Origin of the sequence: Aphanizomenon sp. UHCC 0183, assembly GCF_009712065.1 — a bacterium.
GTDB classification, from domain to species: Bacteria; Cyanobacteriota; Cyanobacteriia; order Cyanobacteriales; family Nostocaceae; genus Dolichospermum; species Dolichospermum heterosporum.
Window position 1 is genome coordinate 112,120 of sequence record NZ_VILC01000009.1, and the last position, 21,971, is coordinate 134,090.

A 21,971-nucleotide genomic window follows, 5' to 3' on the forward strand; every position below is an offset into this window, starting at 1 on the left:
AGAGACTGGGAACGAGATAAACCTCATCACTCTATGGGAAACCCAGGAATAATTATGTCAATTTCCTGCATTAGTTGTAAAGTTTCTGTTAAAGCAATGACAATTTTTTGATAATGGTTAATTTCCTCTGTAGATAATTCTCGCTTGGCGTTTTTTCTGTCTTTTAGCCATTTATCTAATACTTGATATCCACCAATCTTAAATTCCCAGATATGTGGGGGAATATCTGGAAAATAACTCTGTTTATTGATATAAACCCTTTGTAATTCTGAATTATAAGTAACTTCACTAACTTGATTATCTCCTATTCCTTGATAGGTTGTAATTAAATTATTGAGTATATCCGATTTCATTAAATGTAAATTAACTAATTCTTCTCCTTTAATAGCTAATTCGGTAAATAGGTTTTCGTTACTGGTTAGGGGAAGACGGGGAAAATCAATCTTGAGAAATTCAGCGTAGCGAGTGCGATAAGTGGGACTGTGAAATATTGCATAAGCATAGTAGAATATTTGTTCTGGAGTTGGTGTTTTACCCAGTTTTTCTTTGATAGCTTCTAAGAATTTTGCGGATAAATTAGGAGTTTTTTCTATGAAAAGGTTAGTTTGTTTATTTTCTGTATTGGGATAAGTGTAGAGAGGAAAATAGTAACTTCGTTCTCTTGAATTAATTGATATACTATTACCGTCTCCTATATCTTCAGCAACAAAACAATGTTGAAAACCTATTTCTTTTTGCTGACGACATAAAATTAATGCTAAATTATTAAATTGTAAATTCCTCATAACTTCTTGTTTTGTCAATTCCACAATATCTTTATGATGATAATAAAATCTTTTATCAAACGGACGATATAAATATGTAGTAAAATAACTCTCCCAGGTTAAATTTTTACTTAGGGACAATCTTTTTAGAGAAAGTTTCCAATCACGAGTATCTTTTAGATCATATATCGTAGATATTTGTTCATCTGTGATTTGTAAATTTATAAAGTCCTCTATTCTTTTACGAAGTTGATCTAAATCAAAATCTATAACAAAATGATCTCGATGAGTTGTAACTCCTGTTGAATTTACAGGAAAAATATCTGTAACATTCCAACCTTGATTATATTCCGTTGCTAAATCAAAATTTTTCGGTGCAAAAAAGTAATTAGGTGCAGTTGGTTGTAACTCTATCCAATCAACATTATCTAAACTTGCAGACTCTAAAAAATTATATTTATCCTCACGATTTCCCCATAAATCATAATATAACACCTTAGCCATTTCCTTAATCCTATCTCTAGATTTATAAGCAGTAGAACCATAATCAGGTTTACTTTTTTCTCGCACAGCAATTAAAATAGATACACCTTGTTGAATATCAAAAACATTTTGATCAATATTACCATCTGGAGTAGTTTCTTTTAATAAAGAATTACCATGTAAATCCATAATATATAAAGTGTCAAAATACTTTAATAATTCTTCTCTCATTCCCCGATGAACTAACCCATTAAGATAGGAATGATTAGTAATAAAACCAATAATACCCGCATTGTGACTATTATTTTCTATTTGATATTGAGCAAATCTAATAAATTTAATATAATCATCATCCAAAGGTTGAATATTTTTCTCACCTTCTAATCTTACCCTACCTTTATATAATTCTAAAAGTTCGCCAATGTGGGTTAATTCCGTAATAGTTTTACCTACTTTACCAGATTTATAAATTCTATTCCACACTGAACCAGTATATTCCACATCTGCTAAATATTTTTCATCTTGATTTAAGATTCTTTTCCGTTTACTAGCATTTTGAGAACTAACAGAATAAGGAGGATTTCCTAATACCACCGTAATGGGAATTTCTGTTTTCACTTTTGCTGCTTGACTTGATTCTTCCGCGATAATTTGGGTAATTCCCGGAATTAAATCACCTTCTTTTATGCCTTCTTCCAACGCATTAGTTAAATATATTTTTAATCTTTCATTTGGTGCAAATTTATATTTTAAATATCCCAGTAATACGCCTATTTTTAAATGTGCTATGGTATAAGGAGTCATTAATAACTCAAAACCAAAAAGACGATTTAAAAGTTCTGTATCTCTTAATAAATTATGCAAACCACGAACATCATATTTAGCAAAATTATGACAAATTTGTTGAATAACTGCATATAAAAATGTTCCTGTTCCTGTTGCGGGATCAAGAATTGTTACTCTTCTATTTCCTAAACCATATTCTAAATCAAAAATTGTTCTGTCTACTAAAATATCATTCACAGCACGCACGATAAATTTAACTACAGGTTCAGGAGTATAATAAACTCCGCGACTTTTTCTTAATGATGCCTGATAAGCAGCTAAAAATGTTTCATAAAAATGAATTACAGGATCTTCTGTGCGCGTTTCTCGACCAAAATTTTCTAAAATATTGGTCATATCTATTCTGTTAAATAACTCAATTAAATTTTCAATTGATTTGTGAATTTTACTAACGCTACCAGTTCCTAAAACTAAATCAAATAAACCTTTTAAAAAAGGTATTCTATTACTAATATAAATACTTGCTGTAGTGCGATTAAATGCAAATTCTTCAGGATTTTCTGTATGACCAATTTTTGCAGTAAATAACCCATAAGCAATAGTTTGGGCGTACATATCGGCAAATTTATCATTATCTATATCTAACAATAGTAATTTTTTAAAGATTTCTTTTAGGCGATTTAATTCTTCGGTAGAATCTTCTATTACTAAAGATAATTCTATGGCATTTCTAATAGTTTTAGTATAAGCAGCCATTTCTCTAGCCAAATCATAATAATTATTAATATCTTTGGCTTTTTGGTTCAGAAATGATTGTAATAATTCTGTAATAGGTTTTAAATCATCAACTAGAGTAATTTCTCCTTGTTCTAAAGTAGCTAATTCAGCAGTTTTTTCACATTCCCCATCTACATACCAACGGAATTGTAAGTAATTAGTTAAGATGAAGTTATAACCTATATTTGATTCTAAATAACGTTTAATTTGCTGTTCATTTTGTTTGTCTAATTTAGTAATGTTGATATTAATATCTTTAGCTTCTATATATCCCACAACGCGCTCATTTTTTCTGATAGTTAAATCGGGTATTCCTGCTTGATTACCTTTTTCTTCTACTATAGTATTAATGCCAATTTCTAAACTTTCTATTAAACTTTGTAAACTGGAATAGTGACTGCGTTCTCCACCATGTTTAATATTTTTTTGGAGGTTTCGGATGTAGTTATTAAAGTTAAACATAGTTGTTATTTTTTAGATTATCGAGTGTTCAGAATAGCATATATTTGTTCATTTCGCATTGATAAAAATAAAATTTTATTAATCTTAGTAAAAAATTACAATTATAGATTTTAGGTAAGAGGGTGTTTGAAAAGTTATGGTTGATGTATCAAATATTTTTACCCCTCCCTAACCCTCCCCTTGTAAAGGGGAGGGAACTGGATTTTTATTGTTTTTCTCCTTGTAAAGGGGGGTAGCAATGTGATGAAAATTACGGAATACCACTTTTAAAACATCCTCTAAGAATGCAGCTATAGCGATCATTCATGGACAGATATCCGACTTCTTTAAGAAGTCGGGGATCTAGAATTTGGGATTTACCACTTTCATATAAACCAGAACTTAGGGAATACCAAAAAATAAATTACCCAATTTTGTGGGATGGGCATCCTGCCTGTCCTTGATGATTAGCAGGCAAGATGCCTGCACCACAAGAAATTTTTGGGTATTTTTTTAATTGGAAGTCCCTTAGGCAAAATACCTCTAAAACTCTCTTTATCTTCGTGTCCTTCATACCTATGCCTTCGGCACGCTTCGCGAACGTGGTTCATTCTTTCGTAACTTGTGGGTAAGTCCTATTGGTCAAACTTACCCAAAAATCCCTGTTAAATCTCCTTTCTCCGTGTTCTCTGTGTCCTCTGTGGTTCGTTTTTCCTTTCCTACTACGTAAGGAAAGACCTATTACCAACTAAAACACCTTCAAAATTACGGTTTACCAGATTCATCAGTTGCTAGACTCAGATAAGCTAGTAAAGAAGATCCTTAAAAACTGAGTAAATATTCTCAACAGACTAACTACGTTGTAACTGAATTATGTTTGATGCACTATCTGACCGTTTAGAATCCGCCTGGAAAAAACTGCGAGGACAGGATAAAATCTCCCAATCCAATATACAAGACGCTTTACGGGAAGTGCGTCGGGCGTTGTTGGAAGCAGATGTTAATCTCCAGGTAGTCAAAGATTTTATTAGCGAAGTCGAAACCAAAGCACAAGGGGCTGAAGTTATCAGCGGTGTGCGTCCTGACCAACAATTCATCAAAATTGTTCATGATGAATTAGTGCAGGTGATGGGGGAAGAAAATGTTCCCCTCGCAGAAGTTCCAGGTAAGACCACCGTTGTTCTTATGGCTGGTTTACAAGGGACAGGGAAAACCACAGCTACCGCTAAATTAGCTTTACATTTACGAAAACAAGATCGTAGTTGTCTGCTAGTGGCTACAGATATATATCGTCCCGCAGCTATTGACCAGTTAATTACCCTTGGTAAGCAAATTGATGTCCCAGTATTTGAACTGGGAATTGAAGCAGACCCCGTAGAAATAGCCCGTCAAGGTGTGGAACGTGCCAGAGCCGAAGGCATAAATACAGTAATTATTGATACTGCCGGACGCTTGCAAATTGACGAAGATATGATGGCGGAATTAGCCCGCATCAAAGAAATAGTCCAGCCCGATGAAACCCTGTTAGTTGTGGATGCAATGACCGGGCAAGAGGCGGCAAATCTCACGCGCACCTTCCATGATCAAATCGGCATTACTGGGGCAATCCTGACCAAAATGGATGGGGATAGCCGAGGTGGTGCGGCGTTGTCAGTGCGGCAAATTTCCGGTGCGCCGATTAAATTTGTGGGTGTGGGGGAAAAAGTCGAGGCGTTGCAACCATTCTACCCGGAACGGATGGCTTCGCGGATTTTGGGCATGGGGGATGTTCTCACCTTAGTTGAAAAAGCCCAAGAAGAGATAGATTTGGCAGATGCGGAGCAAATGCAGGAGAAAATCCTGTCAGCGAAATTTGATTTTACTGACTTTCTCAAGCAAATGCGGTTGTTGAAAAACATGGGTTCTTTGGGCGGAATTATGAAGATGATTCCGGGCATGAACAAGCTTTCTGATGACCAGTTAAAGCATGGAGAAACCCAGCTAAAACGCTGTGAAGCCATGATTAATTCCATGACGGGTAAAGAACGCCGTGACCCAGATTTATTATCGAGTTCTCCCAGTCGCCGCCGTCGAATTGCTTCTGGTTCTGGTTACAGAGAAGCGGATGTAAGCAAACTGGTGGCAGACTTCCAAAAAATGCGATCGCTCATGCAGCAAATGGGACAAGGTGGTATACCAGGAATGCCAGGAATGTTTGGTGGTGGTAATCCCCTAGCCGCAGGAGGAAACCGCCCTGCACAAGGCTGGCGTGGCTATCCCGGCGGCGCACCACCAGCCAAGAAAAAGAAAGAGAAGAAGAAAAAAGGCTTTGGGACTCTTTAGTTTAAAAAATTAGATCCCCGACTTCTTAAAGAAGTCGGGGATCTGAAAATTAACACCAAATACGACCACGACGAAAAGGTTTATCAGGTTCAGTTTGTTGGGCTTTTTGTTTAGCCATTTCTTGTGACCAAAAGCCGTAATCTTCTAAACCAGTAGATAATAATTTACGTTCAATTTCTGCTGGTGGTTTAGGTTCTAGTTCGCTAGAATTTGCGGGGGTTTTCTTTTGTTTACTCATAATATTGATAACTCCTAAATCATGCAACTACAAGAAGATTTAATTTGCTGATAACTACGATTTTGAAATGCAGCGGGGTCATTATAATTAGCACCATGTAATAAGTCCATGCGAATGCTAACTAAGTCCTCGACTCTACCATGAATGACATCAACAGACCGATGAGGATAAATAATATCTGGTCTTTTTACCGGAGGGGAAAGTTTGGGTAATCTCATAATCAATTTTAGATTGTAGGTTGGGTTGACGTATGTTACCCAACATTAAAAAACTCAACATGATTTTCTCGTTCCCATACTCCGTATGGGAATGAATTCTAGAAGGCTCTGCCTTCTATTAAAGCAGAGTCAGAGCCTCTGTAACCGCATTTCCAGTCAGAGACTGGGAACGAGATAACGAGATAAAAGACTTTATTGGGTTGCGCTGTTGCTTAACCCAACCTACCACTATTAATAAGGAGTAGACCAAGAACGGACTTCGCCCAAAGTAACAGGAATAATATCACTCACATCAATTGTAAACCGGAATAGCTTCTTCGCCCGACGACTATTTTCAGGGTCAAAGAACTTCAATTTTACATCCCAACAATCACTATCTAAACGACAGAAAGGACTTTTTTCTACTGTAATACTATCCAACTCCATACCTGTAGCCACAGCTTCCGCAAAGGTGGAAGCCGCTTGAAAGGCATTCGTAGAGGCAAAATTCAACGCCCTATCTTGGGAAGTTGTGCCTAAATTCCGTAAATCATAATAAATACGGCTGAGGAAACTACCCAAAGTCCGACGAATAGACTCTTCTTGTGCTTCTGAAGCCTGTGCTTGGACTGTCTGAATAGCAGCCTGAACTAAAGTATTCACTTTCCAACCATAAAGTCCGCGAGTGTTGGGAACTTCAATTACTGGCACAACTTGACCAGAAAATAGTTTCACACTGCGTCCCGATAAAATACCGGGAATACTGACTCTCTCTACATAATTCTCGCTGTCTTCTGCTTGAATTTGTCCCGATAATAATTGTTGTAAAATAGCATAGACATCTCTGGCAAAAGCACCACCTGGTTCTATTGCATAGATAGGAGTTAATTCTAAATTTAAAGTCCAAATTAAAGATTTAGCTTCCGAAAGATTATCCCCTAAATAATCTACCATCTGCCGCGCATCATAGGGATTAGCGGGAATTACTGTTCCGTCTATGGCTACCCCTGGCATTAATTGTTTAAAAGAGTCTCTTCTGGCTTCTGAACGAAAATCATAACCCAGTGTACCTAAAGCATACACTAAGTTAACTTCAGCGAGGTCGCTGGGTGCTTGACTAGCAGTAATGTAATTAGATGTACGATTTGACATGATAGTAGATTGAGAATTGGATGAATTTGTTAAAGGTGCGGAAGTTGTCACAGCAGGAACTACTGGGAAAAATTCAGGGGGTATAAATTCTTCCGGGTTGGGTTCTGGTTCAGCACTATTTGTAATCTCTGCACAACCGCAACCAGCAGCTTCAATACTGTCAACAGTTTCTACTGTATCTAATTCTTCGGACATTGTTCCTCCTGTAAAATATGCCAATGCACCAGAAATATTTAATTTACCTAATAAACAGCGACTAATATCGTCTGTATCCTTATCTGTGCAAGGTATAGCAGTTTCTAATAAAACCGCTCTCACCTTAGCGGGGTCGGGTGTTTCACCACGCTGAACTTGCAGACTTAGGAGTAAAGCAGCGACACCGGAAACAATGGGAGTAGCAAAGCTAGTACCACTGAGTTTTTGTGTCCCTCCCCCCGGTTTTGCCCCTAAAATGTGTTCTCCCGGTGCAAGAATGCCTTGGTTTTGATAGCTTTCCCCCCAGTTACTAAAGTCTATGGGTTTACCTTGGTCATTCATTGCCCCTACTGCTAATACAGTGGGTAAAGAGGCGGGAACGTGCAAACATTCGCAACCATCATTACCAGCAGCAGCCACAATTAAAACATTGTTATCTTTGCATAGTTGCACAGCCCTATCTAACCAGCCTTCTGCTTCACCATTATCAGTGAGTTGTCCAGCACTGACATTGATAATATGCGCCCCAGCATTGACGGCTTGTTCAATGGCGCGAGCTAAATCTAGTTGAGAAAGTTTCTTATTATTATCACCAAAAATAGGGACGATTAACCCTCGACATTGGGGAGCAATTCCCCGTAATTCTGAGGAATTATGTTGACCAAATATGATGCTTGCTACATGAGTTCCATGTCCAGACATAGATCCATTAGCTGTCGCTTCTCCCTGAATAAGTGTTGGCAATCTTGTTAAATTTGCTGCATTAAAGCAATTATGAGATTGATCAACCAATCCGTCGAGTATAGCTACACATATTTGTGAATCACCCTGTGTCAAGTTCCATAATTCCTGTATTTCCGTTTTAATTGAGGATTTTGGCATTTAATTTGTTAATTATCTGCTTAAATATCTATTTTGCGCCATAAATATCTATTTTATGGCATTTTTATTACGATTGTGCTTCTAGAACACAAAAGTAATTGTTATATTATTCGGCTGAAATGTCAACTCAATTTACATATTTTAACGGATATAATTTTTTCTTATGTCAAAAAATTATTAATAAGGTCTTGCGTTGAATCATAATTGGCTGTACTATCAGAATCAGGGTAGCTTCACTTAGCCTACTGATTAGTAATTGCACTTTTCATCATCTCATGGTAAGTAGTTGCATTGATTATTCTGAAAAATTCACATTAGTTAATACTAAAACTCTACCTCTCCCTAACCCTCTCCTAAGAGGAGAGGGAACAGGAAGTAAAGAGTTTAAAGCCTCTCTCCTTGTAGGAGAAAGGTTTGGAGAGAGGTTTTATATAAAGCTTTCTCATCAAGATATGTGGTAATTTTAGAGCGATCGCTTTGACACTTTCTGTCACTATCACCCAAAAAGCTTCTGGTGAATCACAACTCGTTAAATTACCCTTCAACGCCAATTTAACGCCTTCACCAAACCAGTCTTCTTCACAATGAAGAAGTAAAACGAACAAACAAAAAGGAAAACACACCATGACTAAGAAGAACATCCGCCCCCAACAAGTTGCTCCCGTAGAACGCGAAACCATCTCTACCGCTAAGGATCAAAGCGGTCAGGTTCAAGCCCAATTGAGTTTGAGGTATCCTGGTATGGAATATCCTTTTGCGGGCGACGACGCGGAGTAAGTCACCCCATTCTACCACTCACCTCAAAAAATATCAAAAGTCTGTTTCTGTATCCCTTGGCGCACGGTTCGCCTGGATGAATTGACGGACAACCCTTGTCAGTTCGGGGGTTTCTGATACCTGGCACGGGGGTGGCGGAAAACCGGACTTAGATTTTTTGGGGTTGGTGGTTGAACCCTGATTTGTGAGATGAACCCCAGCCAACAGCTTACTACCCCAGTGGTATTGGGTTGGGGTCTTCTCCTTGGGTTTATACTTTTGGCAGAAGCCTTTATACTTTTTGGCACATTCTTCTAAGCTGTTTCCCAGTCGTAAAAAAGCCGGATGCCATTGAGTTAAACCATCATCGGTTAAGCGTTCATAACTGCCATAATTGCTGAAGTCATAGAAAAAACTCTGGCGCATTTTGGCAGCTTTAGGATTAGCGTGAATGTAGCGTAAAGTATTTAATGCTCTTTCTTTGTCTGAAGAAGGAAACCCATCACAGAAATACCTCTTCTCCCAAAAGCTTGTGGTGAGCGAAGTCGAACCATGTCCCGTTCTTCTTAACATCCGATTGAAACACATCGCCGTGTACCAATTCAGGAAATGCATAATTTTGGGTAACTCTTCTGGCTGTTTAGGTGCAATCAAATAATGAACATGATTTGACATAATGCACAAAGCATAAAGCTGGAAATTGTATTTATCCAAAGCCTTTTTTATCGCATAAAGAAACACTTCCCGACACTCCCGCCGTGATAGCTTAAATTCACGGTTATTGCAACGGGTTGTTATGTGATAAGAGTATCCGGGTTTGATATTTCGAGGTTTTCTAGGCATTTCCAGTTTTTACTGCTTGAAATAAAATTCTCATGTTCCTGTAAAATCATAAATGGTTATTGGCAATGACAACATTATTACAACGTGGTAAAGAAATCTATTACATCGGCATTCACAAGCAAATCTTTGAAATTAAAAATTTTTATCCTCTGGATATTTTTGATAGCTTTGTTACCCAAATAGAAACGACATCAGAAAATTGTTATCTCGAATCTTCTTGTAAAATTGAGCGAGATAAACTTTACCCTGCTCGTTTTGGTATTGGCTTCACCTTGAAAAACTTAAAACAACTTAATGTCGTTTATGAATTTTTTCAAAAAGTAGAATCACGAATTGATGTGCAAATTAATTATTCTTTAATTCAGCAATTTTTTGGTGAAGATTTTGACTTTAATAAAATGACAGAATTCATGGTAGGAGTTGATGCAAGGCCAGAATTAGCTGAATCAAAATTAAAAATAGCTCTGACTATTAAAGATTATCCAGAAAAAATCAAAACAGCAATAGAATTAAATGGTGGTTTAGATAAAAATATTTATAATTTGCTTGTAAGTAATAGCTTACATATAGGTTTTGATTTATCTTTAGATGGTCGTAGTGAGATTGAGCTTTACCCTTATATTAGAAACCAAGAATTTCAAATATTTGATATTCAGCAACGGTTAGCAACTGTTTTATTACCACAATCTTTACAATTTTTACCTATTTGTAGTCGCATTTGTGTTGGTTTATCTAAAGCTAATGCAGATAAAGTAGTGTACTTTTACTTAAAAAATCTCAATGATTTTCTCAATTACTTTACCGTTAACGATACTGCACGTCGAGTTCATGCTTATTACCAACAACAACCCATGGACGAGATGTGTGTTGCTGTTCAAGAAAAAGAATTGCTAGGAGGAACAATTGAAAAAATGAATTTATATTATCTGATCTAGTAAATGTAGGTTGGGTTAAGCAACAGCGCAACCCAACAACATTAAATCACAAAATCACCAAAATGTTGGGTAACATCATTCAAATGCAATTTCCAGAAGTCCAAATAAATAAAACTAAATGCCCAAAAAAATTAGAGAATTAAAACAGATGTTGCAAAAAGCAGGATTTACGTTATTACCAAAGCGGGGAAAAGGTAGTCATTCTTACTGGATTCATCCGCTTTTACCAAAACCTGTAGTCCTATCTGGCAAAGACAGCAAAGATGCAAAACCCTATCAAGAGAAAGATATAATAGAAAGTATCAAAGAACTTGAACAATTAGAAAAAGGAGATGAACTATGAAATATAGTATTTTAATTCAATGGTCCCAAGAAGATCAAGCGTATATTGCTTTTTTACCTGAGTGGGGAAAATATGCTAAAACCCACGGAGAAAGCTATGAAGAAGCTCTAGAAAATGCTAAGGAAGTGTTAGAAGATTTGCTGTATGGCTATAATCAAATCGGTAAGCCTATACCCCAACCCCAAATATTACAAAATATAGCTTAAAAAAGACATAATCTGACAATGATGATATCTATAGGTTAGATGTAGGTTGGGTTAAGCGACAGCGCAACCCAACAAAATAATCAAAATGAAATGTTGGGTAACATACGTCAACCCAACCTACAGAATTTAAATGACATCCTGTAAATCCTGAAATCCTGGATATCCTGATTCAGACAAAAAAATAACAAAGAAATTCATCCCAAACATCATCTAAACTAGAATTGTAATCAACCATCGTATTTTCTATGACTATTCCCATAACTATTAACTTACCCGAAAGTTTAGCTGCTTCTATCCAGCGTCTTGGAGAAGCAACAGCGCGAGAGATATCAGATGTTTTACTTGACACCCTAGAAATAGTATTACCTACCTTAGATAATCTCTCAGAAATGAGCATTAATTCAAGCATTCCTGATATTTCCGATGAGGAAGTTCTAGAATTAGCTAATTTAAAAATGGATGTAGTGCAAAATCAACGCTTGGGAGAACTACAAGCTAAAGGAAAAAATACCGGTTTAACAGCAGGAGAACGTTATGAATTATTAATTTTAATGTCCCTTTATCAAATGGGACAATTAAGAAAATCTGAAGGTTTAGCCGAAGCTGTCAAACGGGGAATAAAAACTCCTTTATCGCCATGAGTTCTCTATCTGAAACCATACGCCAAAAAGTGTCTGAATCAGGATATCCAGGATTAAAGGATGAACAGGATGAATACAGTAGATGTAGTTAAGCGACAGCGCAACCCAACAAAATTAAATCACAAAATCACCGAAATGTTGGGTAACATCCTGTAAATCCTGAAATCCTGGATATTATCTCGACTTCGCTCGATAACCACCTGATTCTGACAAAGAAAATTATTAATATAACATCAAAAGCGTGAAAATCAACCAACAGCAAAATCTGTATATTGTCTCACTAAAGGTTCATGAAATGCTAAAACAATATCTGATTTTGGCACTCCTAATTTAACTAACTCATCTGCTATACCAATTTCAGTTCCATCATGTTGTATCCAAATTTTCTGATCTTTAATATCCAAATGCAAAACACAACCGTAAGTACGCCTTCTGTTTTTCCACCCAACATACACCAATTGATAATGGTCATGAACCAAATCAGAAATAAATTGTTTTTCAATTTCAGAATTTGCCGAACTTGGTTGAGCATATTCCGTTAACAATTGTTGGATATAACCACGATATTGTTCTAATTTATCCATGTTACAATCACCTCATTTACTGGATCATAAACGATAATTTTCAGTTGAGAACGTTGCAGCACCATTTGAATGAATGGTAAAGTAAAAAAACTTCGATAAGTACCTAAAGGAACAGCCAAATACAAAATTCTTTCTGGTTCTTTTGCTTCAAGAGCAATCTGATAATTGAAACATTGGCCAACTGCTGTATGAAATTGAGAAATATTGGATGATCCTACAAAACTCTTAATCTCAACTGCTATCTTATTTTCCTCTCTCTCGGCTGCCAAAATCTGATCTGCACCCAAATCAATGTACATTTCAACACCACCGATTTCAATTTCAAGAGGATCATCTGTAATCACCCAACCTTCTTTTTCTAACCCTATCCTAACAGCATCATGAAAAATATCTTTAGCTGGCATTAACTTTATAAAAAATTAGACTTTTCACCCACAATTATAACATCAATTACAACAACACAATCAAAACCATGCCTAACCTTACCGACATCCCCGGAATTTCTCAAATTTGGACACGCACAAAAGGCGACCCCCGCATTAAAATTGCTATCCTTGATGGTGCAGCCGACTTAGAATGCAGTTGTTTTCAAGGGGCAAAATTTAGTCAATTTAAACCCTACTGGTCAGAAGATATCGAACTTAACGATGAATACTATTATTATCTCAATTTATATTTAGAATTTAACCAACAACAAAAAGACAAAAAAGACGACCCCGACCACGATAAAGAAGAATCAAAAAAAGAACAAGAGGCATTTTTTGCACCTTTCCCTCCAGCTATTAGACAACGCATTGAATTATCCAGTCATGCTACTCACATTTCTAGCACTATCTTAGGGCAACACGGCACACCCGCCCCTGGTATTGCCCCTTTATGTACAGCATTAAATATTCCCATTTCCTTCGCTGGTGATGATTTTATTTCCCCCGTCAACCTTACTCATGCTATTAATACGGCTTTGAAATGGGGAGCGAATATTATTCATATCGCTGCTTGTCACCCCACCCAAACCGGAGTAGCACCTGATTTATTTGCCCGTGCTGTGAAACAATGCCAAGATAATAATATGTTAATTGTTGCCCCAGGTGGTAATGATAAAGGGGAATGTTGGTGTATTCCCTCTATTCTTCCTGGTGTGATTACAGTGGGTGCAATGCGAGATGATGGTCAACCGTTTAAATTTAGTAATTACGGGGGAGAATATCAAAATAAAGGGGTAATGGCTAACGGTGAAAATATTTTAGGCGCCCAACCGGGAACAGAAGAACCTATTAGACAAAAAGGGACTAGTTGCGCTGCACCCATTGTCACAGGTATTTCTGCCTTATTAATGAGTCTGCAATTGCAACGAGGAGAACAACCCAACGCCGAAGCAGTGCGGGAAGCAATTTTAAATAGTGCTATTCCCTGTAACCCGGAAGAGGTGGAAGAACCAGAACGCTGTTTATTAGGTAAGTTGAATATTCCGGGAGCGTTTCAATTATTGACGGGAGAAAGGTTAGAACCTCACCTCCAACCCCTCTCCTATAAGGGAGTGCAAGAACCTCACCCCCAACCCCTCTCCTATGAGGGAGTACAAGAACCTCACCCCCAACCCCTCTCCTATGAGGAGAGGGGAGTAGGAATCTCTCGTTCCCAGGTTCTACCTGGGAATGCTACATTAGAGGCTCTGCCTCTCACTATACCGTCAGGCAGAGCCTTGGAGACGGCATTCCCAGTCGGAGACTGGGAACGAGAAACTTTAGTTATTAGCCAGGGAATTAATTCCTCAACTGATTCTATTACCCCTAGTGCAGCTTCTAAATTGGTATATGCTTTAGGAACTATTGGTTATGATTTTGGTAATGAAGCCAGAAGGGACACCTTTAAACAATTAATGCCAGCAGTGAATATGGACGGGGCAATTATTCCTGCTAATCCCTATGATAGCCAGCAAATGGTTGATTACTTGTCAGTAAATCCTACGGAAGCTAAACCTTTAATTTGGACTCTCAACCAAGAATTAACTCCTATTTATGCTTTAGAACCTGTGAGCGGTTTTGCCGCAGATATCTATGAAACCCTGATTTTGATGTTAGCGGGACAAATTCAACCAGAAAACAGTGATGATTTTGTCGAACGGGTAAGTATACCTGCAAGGTTAACAGATAGAACTGTGGAGTTATTTTCTGGTCAAGTTGTGCCTGTAATTAGTCTTACGAATACTAGGGGAATGTATGGCTGGAAAGTCAACAGTTTGGTAGATGCGGCTTTGCAAACTGTAATTACGGGAGAAACTGCACCAGCCCAAGAAATAGCTATGAGAAAGGCTTTGAGTAGTTTCTTAAATCGAGTATACTATGATTTGCAAAATTTAGGACAATTGGCAAAAGATCGAGCGCTGAATTTTTCTGTAACTAATGCTTTTCAAGCCGCTTCTAGTTTTTCTCAAGCTATTTCTACAGGGATGCAGCTTGATAGTATTGAAGTGGAAAAAAGTCCTTTTTGTCGCATTAATAGCGATTGTTGGGATGTGAAATTAAAGTTTTTTGACCCAGAAAATGGAAGCAGGGCTAAAAAGGTGTTTTTGTTTACCATTGATGTTAGCGACAGAATTCCTGTGACTTTGGGTCAAGTTCGCTCTTGGTCTGTGCGGAAGTAAGCACGTAGTCTATGCTCTGATCCAGATTTATTATCGAGTTCTCCCAGTCGTCGCCGCCGCATCGCTTCTGGGTCTGGCTATAGAGAAGGGGATGTGAGTAAACTGGTGGCAGATTTCCAGAAAATGCGATCGCTCATGCAGCAAATGGGACAAGGTGGTATACCAGGAATGCCAGGAATGTTTGGTGGTGGTAATCCCTTAGCCGCAGGTGGTAATCGCCCCTCAGCCGGCTGGCGTGGCTACCCCGGTGGCGCACCACCAGCGAAGAAAAAGAAAGAGAAAAAGAAAAAAGGTTTTGGGACTCTTTAGAATTTAAGCACAAAATCCCGGATTTCTTCCATAAATTCGGGATTTGCCAAATGCAATAATTATGGTGTTTGTTCAGGGTCTATCGCAAATCACTATAATTGTTAATATATTCATCAGTGCCACTGCTTGTGTTCAAAACTTTATTTACCTTTGGTAAAATGGAGATTCAGATATGGTACAGCAACTTATACCACCAGAAATCAAACCAGAAATCATCTACCCTGATAGTGATGGCAACCCTATGTCTGATAATACTAAACAATATGAATGGATTGTTAAAATTAAGGAAAATTTAGAAATATTATTCGCCCCAAACAATGATGTATTTATAGCTGGTGATTTACTTTGGTATCCTGTAGAAGGAAGTGTAAAAACCCGACAAGCACCTGATGTCATGGTAGTGTTTGGAAGACCCAAAGGTGATAGAGGTTCTTATAAACAATGGCAAGAAAATAATATTCCTCCCCAAGTGGTATTTGAAATCCTATCTCCGGGAAATAGCACCAAAGAAATGGCCAAAAAAATACTCTTTTATCAGCGTTATGGGGTAGAAGAGTATTATATATACAATCCAGACACAATTGAATTAACAGGATTTATTCTTGAACAAGAATGTTTAGAGGCAATTGAGGATATTAATAATTGGGTCAGCCCGCGTTTAGACATACGTTTTAAACTCACAGCAGATAACTTAGAAATTTATTATCCTCATGGCGCTAAGTTTCTCACATCTGTGGAATTAAATCAACGTGTCGAACAAGAACAACAACGTGCCGACCAGGAACAACAACGTGCCGACCAGGAACAAAAACGTGCTGAACAAGAAAAACAACGTGCTGAACAAGAATACAAAAATTATCAAGACCTATTAGCAAAATTAGCAGCTAAAGGTATTGATATCAATAATCTGTGACATACTCCACACACTCCCTTTCAGGTGAGTGTGGGCAACGAGCGCGACTCTTCTATGAAGACATTAACTGAGCTTTAGGACCGTCTAAAAAGGTGTTTTTGTTTACTATTGATGTTAGTGACAGAATTCCTGTGATTTTAGGTCAAGTTCGCTCTTGGTCTGTGCGGAAATAAGCACGTAGTCTATGCTCTGATCAATAATTTATCAAAATTGTTTATAATGAGTTAGTGCAGGTAATGGAGGAAAGATTGAGGTACTACAACTGTTTTATCCCGAAACGACGGGAACAGGGAATGAAGAGAATATCTTTCCAACTGATAACTAAACTAATAGCCATTCACGGCTAGAAAGTGCTAAAATTAGCATTTCAGTGTTGGAAGTTGTGAAGGCGGGTATAATATCCCCATCACTTTCTTATCAATCAGTTACAAACTCACTCACTAGGAACAGGAGAAACAGTTCTCAACATGATCAAATTGCGTTTAAAAAGATTTGGCAAAAAGCGCGAAGCAAGTTACCGGATTGTTGCTATTAACAATCTTGCCCGTCGTGACGGTCGCCCCCTAGAAGAACTAGGATTTTATAACCCCAGAACTGATGAAGTAAAATTAGATATTCCTGGTATTGTTAAGCGACTGCAACAAGGCGCTCAACCTACCGATACAGTTCGTCGTATCCTCGTAAAAGCTAACGTTTTTGAACAGGTCAGTGCAACAGCCGCATCATAGTCTTGAGATTAAATCCCTAACAACCAATCCCAATTATGTGGGGCTGGTGAAGTTTCTTGTGCAACCGTTTTTAGAATCTCCAGAATCTTTAAGCGTTGATTGTGAAATGTCTCAAACCCTTAAGCGGGCTTGGGTTCGCATTGCTTTTAACAGCATAGATAAAGAAAAAGTGTTTGGTCGGGGGGGACGAAATATCCAGGCAATTCGCACTGTAATTTCCGCAGCAGCAGAACTAGCTGGGCAATCAGTATACCTGGATATTTACGGCGGCAGTTCCCACAGTCGAGATAGTATGTCTTTTGATGAAGACCAGGAAGAGCGGATACTACCACCCAAGTCGAAAGAAAGAGAGAGCAATATTCCCAAACCTGTTGTTAAACCACGTTTACGCTAGATCATAACTGGTCAGTTTAAATGGTTGATTACAGATTATTTTCTGGGAAAGATGGAGAAAGGGGACAACAAAATTGTCAAGTCTTGGCGAATATTTCCGTGTTCACTGCGGATTTACCAGCCAAGAATTAACAAATGTTGTCAGCCTATTTTCCAATATTTTAAGAGGAGTCAGGAGTCAGGAGTCAGGAGTCAGGAGGAAGAAAGAAAATAAGAAAGAAGAATGTAGAACCTGCTGATAAATTGTTCGAGTTTTAGTTTTATTTAATAAGCCTTAATTGACAGAAAATTATAGAATTTTCAATTTACATTTAATAGGAAAATATTAATTTTGTTAAAAACCACCTTTTACCCAATTCAGCAATAATATGGCAGATGATTCCATAATTCAACTGCCTAGTATGTCCAGTGCGATCGCTCTAGCTGGTTATGGTGAGGCAAATATCAAGTTTTTATCACAACAAACAGGGGCTAACTTAGTTCTACGGGGACAAGAATTATTAATTTCGGGAACACCTAAACAAGTAGAATTAGCAAAGCGATTAGTGCGATCGCTCGAAAATTTGTGGAGTAAAGGTAATAATATCTCTAGTGCCGATATTCTCACAGCCCGTCAAGCCCTCGATACAAATACAGAAGACCAACTCCAAGACCTACAACGGGATATCCTCGCCAAAACTCGCCGGGGTTTTGAAATTCGCGCTAAAACCTTTCACCAACGCCAATATATAGACGCACTTCGTAGACGTGATTTAACCTTTTGTATTGGTCCTGCGGGAACAGGGAAAACCTATCTCGCTGTAGTTATGGCAGTCCAAGCCCTACTCAGTAATCAATTTGAACGGCTGATTTTAACCCGTCCCGCAGTCGAAGCAGGAGAAAAACTCGGCTTTTTACCAGGAGACCTACAGCAAAAAGTCAACCCCTATTTACGTCCCCTGTATGATGCCATTAATGAATTCATAGACCCCGAAAAAGTCCCCAACCTAATCGAACGGGAAATCATCGAAGTCGCACCACTAGCTTATATGCGGGGACGGACATTAAATAACGCCTTTATCATCGTTGACGAAGCCCAGAATACCACACCGGCGCAAATGAAAATGGTTTTAACCCGATTGGGTTTTAACTCCCGCATGGTAATCACAGGTGACATCACCCAAACCGATTTACCACCCCATCAAAAATCAGGTTTAGATGTAGCCTTACAGATTCTCAGAAATGTGGAAGGAATCGCCATTTGCGAATTTTCTCAAAAAGACGTTGTTCGTCATCCCTTAGTGCAGCGGATTGTTGCTGCCTATGAAAGATACGAAACGTAGGGGCGCAGGGTCTGCGCCCTCTTGCCTTCTTGATTGTATTACATCCAAAAAAACGCTATAAATCTGAAATTGAACACTAACAACTAAAAAATCAACACCTATGAGTACAACATTGAAAGAATTTTTAGAAGCTTGTGAAACCTTGGGAACTTTGCGCTTAATTGTCACCAGTAGTGCCGCTGTTTTAGAAGCTAGAGGAAAAATAGAAAAGCTATTTTACGCCGAATTACCAAAAGGTAAATATGCGAATATGCACACCGAAGGCTTTGAATTTCATTTGAATATGGATATGATTCAAAAAGTGAAATTTGAAACAGGTGAAGCCAAAAGAGGAAATTTTACAACCTATGCGATTCGGTTTTTAGATGCAGAAGAAAAACCTGCATTAAGCCTCTTTTTACAATGGGGTAAACCCGGAGAATACGAACCAGGACAAGTAGAAGCTTGGCAACTTTTAAAGGAAAAATATGGAGAAATCTGGCAACCTTTAGCCCTATAAGCCTTGTAATTTCGTAAGATTCAGATCCCCGACTTCTCAAAGAAGTCGGGGATCTTTAGAGGGTGTTTGAAAAGTTATGGTTGATGTATCAAATATTTTTTACCCCTCCCTAACCCTCCCCTTGTAAAGGGGAGGGAACTGGATTTTTATTGTTTCCCCCCTTTCCCCTTGTAAAGGGGGGTAGCAATGTGATGAAAATTACGGAATACCACTTTTAAAACATCCTTTTAAATAAATTTAACTTTTAATTGTTGAATATGTTGATGAAAATAATTGTTAGTTTTTGCTTAATGCTTTTATTATTCTTAGGAAATAACGAAGCACAAGCTGGAGAATTAGCAGAACATTTAGCCAAATTCCCCCAATGGGAAAAATTAACATCAGTCAAACCAGCCAAAGGAGATTTAGTTTACCCTGACTGGATAGCTGGGACTTGGAAAGTTACCAGCACATTAGTAGATTTAGCCGCACCTTTAGCACCGGATATAGTGACACCAGGCTTTGAAGGTAATCGCAGTCAATTAAATCAACCAATTAGTTTTTTAGTTAAATTCATCAAAGTTAAACCAACTAATTCTGGGTTTAAAATTTTTGGTAACTTCCAAAAGCAAGCATCAATATTAGTAGCAGATAGAGAATTTAATAGTTTAAATTTATCCAGAGCTTATTTAGGCGATGAGGCTGTCTTATCATCCAAAGTAGATCCTCAATCTCCCAATCGGCAAATTACATTTTTACGTGGTGAACGGCAATTAATTTCCATTATCAGCGATCGCGCCACAGAAACAACAGCAGATGATCAATTCATCACCACAGAAGTTTTCCAACAATTATTTAAAGGCAGTTCTCGTCCATATTTGAATACTGTAGAGTCAACCACAGCCTATCAAAAACTCTCCACACCATCTCCAGCCATTACCGCAGATCAAGTAACCGCCGTCTACCTTTCACCCCAAGATCCCGATTATTTTGCCGCAGGTTCTCGACCAGTGGCATTATATCGGTATCGCCTAGAATTTGTCCCCGCAAGCTGAACCTCGTAAATGGTACGAACTAAAGGACTTCCAAATAAAAAAATACTCAACCACCTAACGCAAAAATCTCTCAAACCCTTATTCCTCTGTGTCCTCTGCGCCTCTGTGGTTCGTTAATCAGGATAATTTATTTCTTGGAAGTCCCTAATGGCGTAAACTTCTGAAACTAGCTGGGAGTAAAGGATTTAGACGTTATCAAAAAATATTTTCTCTAACCCCTTGCTAAATCCAGAGAGTGCTGCTATTATAGTTAAGCAGTGGGAAACAAACGGGTCGATGTCCGAGTGGTTAATGGAGACGGACTGTAAATCCGTTGGTTTACGCCTACGCTGGTTCAAATCCAGCTCGGCCCATATCCTACAAAGATTAAGAATTATAAATGCTGTACCATAAGTGTACAGCATTATAAGCCTTAATTTTGTTTCAGCTTTCGCCCGTGTGGCTCAGTGGTAGAGCACACCCTTGGTAAGGGTGAGGTCACGAGTTCAATCCTCGTCACGGGCTTTTGAAAATGACGAAGATTATCAATTTTGTTTTATAAAGCAACTCCTTAAGCAACACGAAAACATGGAGTCTGTTGGGTTTAATTTTTTTGGTTCTTTGGTACTTTTTATGGAGAACCCAGTTCAAAATCATTGAAAGCCTTATTGTATCGGCATTTCATTAAAAATATTGGGCATAATAGGTTATAACCCTTGCCCCGTAAGGGTTTCGCGGTAATCAATCCTCAATTACCATAAAATCTACGCAAGAACCATTTTTTTCTATCCAACCTACGATTCTATGGCATTATGTCATCTAATTTAAGTTTCAAATCTGGAAATAGAGGAGAAATTATCCTATCTCCTAAACGATATTTTTCTTGTTGATAGACCCCATTAATTAATTGACCAATTGTTAATGTAGGTTGTTTAGGATTACCAATAAATTGGATTCCACCTAATGCCCGAAAGTCTACAATCCAATATTCTGGTATTTCTAAAAAAGCATATTCTTCTATTTTTCTGGCATAATCATCTTGCCAATTTGTACTCACAACTTCAGCAACTAATTTAATAGTATTTCCATGACAAATTATTGGTTCTTTTTGCCAAAGTGGTTCTTGATTAAGTTTTGCTTTGTCTAAGACAATTACATCTGGACGAAGTGCTGTAGCTTCAGCGGCGAAGGGTTTAATTAAGCAATTTTTAGGAATCAACCAGTTTAATTTATTATGAATAATCTCAGTGTAAATTCTCCCGGCAATATTTCCAGCAACTTCTTCATGGGGTCCTGTTGGTTCCATATCTCTGAGTTCTCCGTCAATTAGTTCATAGCGGGTATTGTCCCCATATTCAATTAAAAATTGCTCAAAGGTGAGTGGTTTTACTGGGGTATAGGTCATAATTTTAGATTGTTTCTCATGTTAGGTTTATTTTAACTAACTTTTGACTCATCTGCCTGTGATTCATCTCTAATATTAAAGTAGTGAAAAAGATTAGCTACGGTTAAATCTGATGATTGTTGTAAATTAGAAATAACTAAGAGGATGTTTGAAAAGTTTTGAATGTATAAATTGACCCCTCTCCAAACCTCTCCCCGACG

Annotated in this window: 20 protein-coding genes, 2 tRNA genes and 2 pseudogenes; 16 read left to right on the forward strand and 8 right to left on the reverse strand. The window is 37.9% G+C overall.

The window, feature by feature from the left end:
• Positions 1-26: 26 nt before the first annotated feature.
• Complete coding sequence (locus FJR37_RS04500) at positions 27-3,272, reverse strand: type ISP restriction/modification enzyme (RefSeq protein WP_168465414.1); 3,246 nt, start codon at positions 3,270-3,272, stop codon at positions 27-29.
• Positions 3,273-4,124: 852 nt separating this feature from the next.
• Here FJR37_RS04500 and ffh point away from each other — a divergent pair.
• Positions 4,125-5,573 carry a signal recognition particle protein gene (ffh, locus tag FJR37_RS04505; RefSeq protein WP_039204669.1) on the forward strand — a complete coding sequence of 483 codons (1,449 nt, stop codon included), beginning with the start codon at positions 4,125-4,127 and terminating at the stop codon, positions 5,571-5,573.
• Between the two features lie 49 nt (positions 5,574-5,622).
• Here ffh and FJR37_RS04510 read toward each other — a convergent pair whose 3' ends face one another.
• The 3 genes from FJR37_RS04510 to FJR37_RS04520 all read right to left on the reverse strand — a co-directional run bounded on the left by FJR37_RS04510 (position 5,623) and on the right by FJR37_RS04520 (position 8,237).
• Positions 5,623-5,811 carry a cyanobactin biosynthesis PatC/TenC/TruC family protein gene (locus FJR37_RS04510; protein WP_174763386.1) on the reverse strand — a complete coding sequence of 63 codons (189 nt, stop codon included), beginning with the start codon at positions 5,809-5,811 and terminating at the stop codon, positions 5,623-5,625.
• Positions 5,812-5,825: 14 nt separating this feature from the next.
• Entirely contained in the window at positions 5,826-6,029 is a 204-nt protein-coding gene (locus FJR37_RS04515) for a cyanobactin biosynthesis system PatB/AcyB/McaB family protein (protein ID WP_039204671.1), read from the reverse strand.
• Positions 6,030-6,260: 231 nt separating this feature from the next.
• Entirely contained in the window at positions 6,261-8,237 is a 1,977-nt protein-coding gene (locus tag FJR37_RS04520) for a PatA/PatG family cyanobactin maturation protease (protein WP_168465416.1), read from the reverse strand.
• A gap of 624 nt (positions 8,238-8,861) precedes the next feature.
• Here FJR37_RS04520 and FJR37_RS04525 point away from each other — a divergent pair.
• Positions 8,862-9,014 carry an anacyclamide/piricyclamide family prenylated cyclic peptide gene (locus FJR37_RS04525; protein WP_168465417.1) on the forward strand — a complete coding sequence of 51 codons (153 nt, stop codon included), beginning with the start codon at positions 8,862-8,864 and terminating at the stop codon, positions 9,012-9,014.
• Positions 9,015-9,047: 33 nt separating this feature from the next.
• Here FJR37_RS04525 and FJR37_RS04530 read toward each other — a convergent pair whose 3' ends face one another.
• The gene (locus tag FJR37_RS04530; RefSeq protein WP_168465418.1) at positions 9,048-9,836 is read right to left on the reverse strand and encodes a transposase; all 789 of its coding nucleotides are present in this window, start codon (positions 9,834-9,836) and stop codon (positions 9,048-9,050) included.
• Positions 9,837-9,901: 65 nt separating this feature from the next.
• On the opposite strand from FJR37_RS04530, the gene FJR37_RS04535 reads away from it, so the two are divergent.
• From FJR37_RS04535 to FJR37_RS04550, 4 genes are all read left to right on the forward strand, one after another.
• Positions 9,902-10,771 carry a LynF/TruF/PatF family peptide O-prenyltransferase gene (locus tag FJR37_RS04535; RefSeq protein WP_168465419.1) on the forward strand — a complete coding sequence of 290 codons (870 nt, stop codon included), beginning with the start codon at positions 9,902-9,904 and terminating at the stop codon, positions 10,769-10,771.
• Positions 10,772-10,889: 118 nt separating this feature from the next.
• Positions 10,890-11,114 (forward strand): type II toxin-antitoxin system HicA family toxin, encoded by a 225-nt coding sequence (locus FJR37_RS04540; protein WP_028083551.1) that lies wholly within the window; start codon positions 10,890-10,892, stop codon positions 11,112-11,114.
• Entirely contained in the window at positions 11,111-11,320 is a 210-nt protein-coding gene (locus tag FJR37_RS04545) for a type II toxin-antitoxin system HicB family antitoxin (protein WP_168465420.1), read from the forward strand. The genes FJR37_RS04540 and FJR37_RS04545 overlap by 4 nt, the downstream gene beginning before the upstream one ends.
• 245 nt (positions 11,321-11,565) lie before the next feature.
• Positions 11,566-11,961: a hypothetical protein gene (locus tag FJR37_RS04550; RefSeq protein WP_039200150.1), complete on the forward strand. Its 396-nt coding sequence runs from the start codon at positions 11,566-11,568 to the stop codon at positions 11,959-11,961.
• Positions 11,962-12,209: 248 nt separating this feature from the next.
• On the opposite strand, the gene FJR37_RS04555 is transcribed toward FJR37_RS04550, so the two are convergent.
• Both FJR37_RS04555 and FJR37_RS04560 read right to left on the reverse strand, forming a co-directional pair.
• The gene (locus FJR37_RS04555; RefSeq protein WP_168465421.1) at positions 12,210-12,545 is read right to left on the reverse strand and encodes a XisI protein; all 336 of its coding nucleotides are present in this window, start codon (positions 12,543-12,545) and stop codon (positions 12,210-12,212) included.
• On the reverse strand, positions 12,533-12,949 hold the full coding sequence (locus FJR37_RS04560; protein ID WP_168465422.1) for a XisH family protein: 417 nt from the start codon (positions 12,947-12,949) through the stop codon (positions 12,533-12,535). The genes FJR37_RS04555 and FJR37_RS04560 overlap by 13 nt, the downstream gene beginning before the upstream one ends.
• 68 nt (positions 12,950-13,017) lie before the next feature.
• Between FJR37_RS04560 and FJR37_RS04565 the strand changes: the two genes are divergently transcribed.
• From FJR37_RS04565 to FJR37_RS04610, 10 genes and pseudogenes are all read left to right on the forward strand, one after another.
• Positions 13,018-15,189, forward strand: coding sequence for a PatA/PatG family cyanobactin maturation protease (locus FJR37_RS04565; RefSeq protein ID WP_168465423.1), 2,172 nt, complete (start codon positions 13,018-13,020; stop codon positions 15,187-15,189).
• An 18-nt stretch (positions 15,190-15,207) separates the two neighbouring features.
• A pseudogene (locus FJR37_RS04570) lies at positions 15,208-15,498 on the forward strand (signal recognition particle protein); the annotation flags it as partial.
• A gap of 172 nt (positions 15,499-15,670) precedes the next feature.
• A complete protein-coding gene (locus FJR37_RS04575) occupies positions 15,671-16,411 on the forward strand; it encodes a Uma2 family endonuclease (protein ID WP_168465424.1) in 741 nt (246 codons plus the stop codon).
• A gap of 467 nt (positions 16,412-16,878) precedes the next feature.
• Complete coding sequence (gene rpsP / locus FJR37_RS04580) at positions 16,879-17,139, forward strand: 30S ribosomal protein S16 (protein WP_027403099.1); 261 nt, start codon at positions 16,879-16,881, stop codon at positions 17,137-17,139.
• A 7-nt stretch (positions 17,140-17,146) separates the two neighbouring features.
• Positions 17,147-17,533, forward strand: coding sequence for a KH domain-containing protein (locus tag FJR37_RS04585; RefSeq protein ID WP_053541388.1), 387 nt, complete (start codon positions 17,147-17,149; stop codon positions 17,531-17,533).
• 367 nt (positions 17,534-17,900) lie between these two features.
• Positions 17,901-18,854 carry a PhoH family protein gene (locus FJR37_RS04590; RefSeq protein ID WP_168465425.1) on the forward strand — a complete coding sequence of 318 codons (954 nt, stop codon included), beginning with the start codon at positions 17,901-17,903 and terminating at the stop codon, positions 18,852-18,854.
• 97 nt (positions 18,855-18,951) lie between these two features.
• Positions 18,952-19,353 (forward strand): annotated as a pseudogene (locus FJR37_RS04595) (ChuX/HutX family heme-like substrate-binding protein); the annotation flags it as partial.
• A gap of 257 nt (positions 19,354-19,610) precedes the next feature.
• On the forward strand, positions 19,611-20,387 hold the full coding sequence (locus tag FJR37_RS04600; RefSeq protein WP_168465427.1) for a DUF6816 family protein: 777 nt from the start codon (positions 19,611-19,613) through the stop codon (positions 20,385-20,387).
• 270 nt (positions 20,388-20,657) lie between these two features.
• Positions 20,658-20,740 (forward strand) — tRNA-Tyr (locus FJR37_RS04605).
• Positions 20,741-20,819: 79 nt separating this feature from the next.
• A tRNA-Thr gene (locus FJR37_RS04610) sits at positions 20,820-20,891 on the forward strand.
• Positions 20,892-21,168: 277 nt separating this feature from the next.
• On the opposite strand, the gene FJR37_RS04615 is transcribed toward FJR37_RS04610, so the two are convergent.
• Positions 21,169-21,771 carry a Uma2 family endonuclease gene (locus tag FJR37_RS04615; protein WP_168465428.1) on the reverse strand — a complete coding sequence of 201 codons (603 nt, stop codon included), beginning with the start codon at positions 21,769-21,771 and terminating at the stop codon, positions 21,169-21,171.
• Positions 21,772-21,971 lie beyond the last annotated feature (200 nt).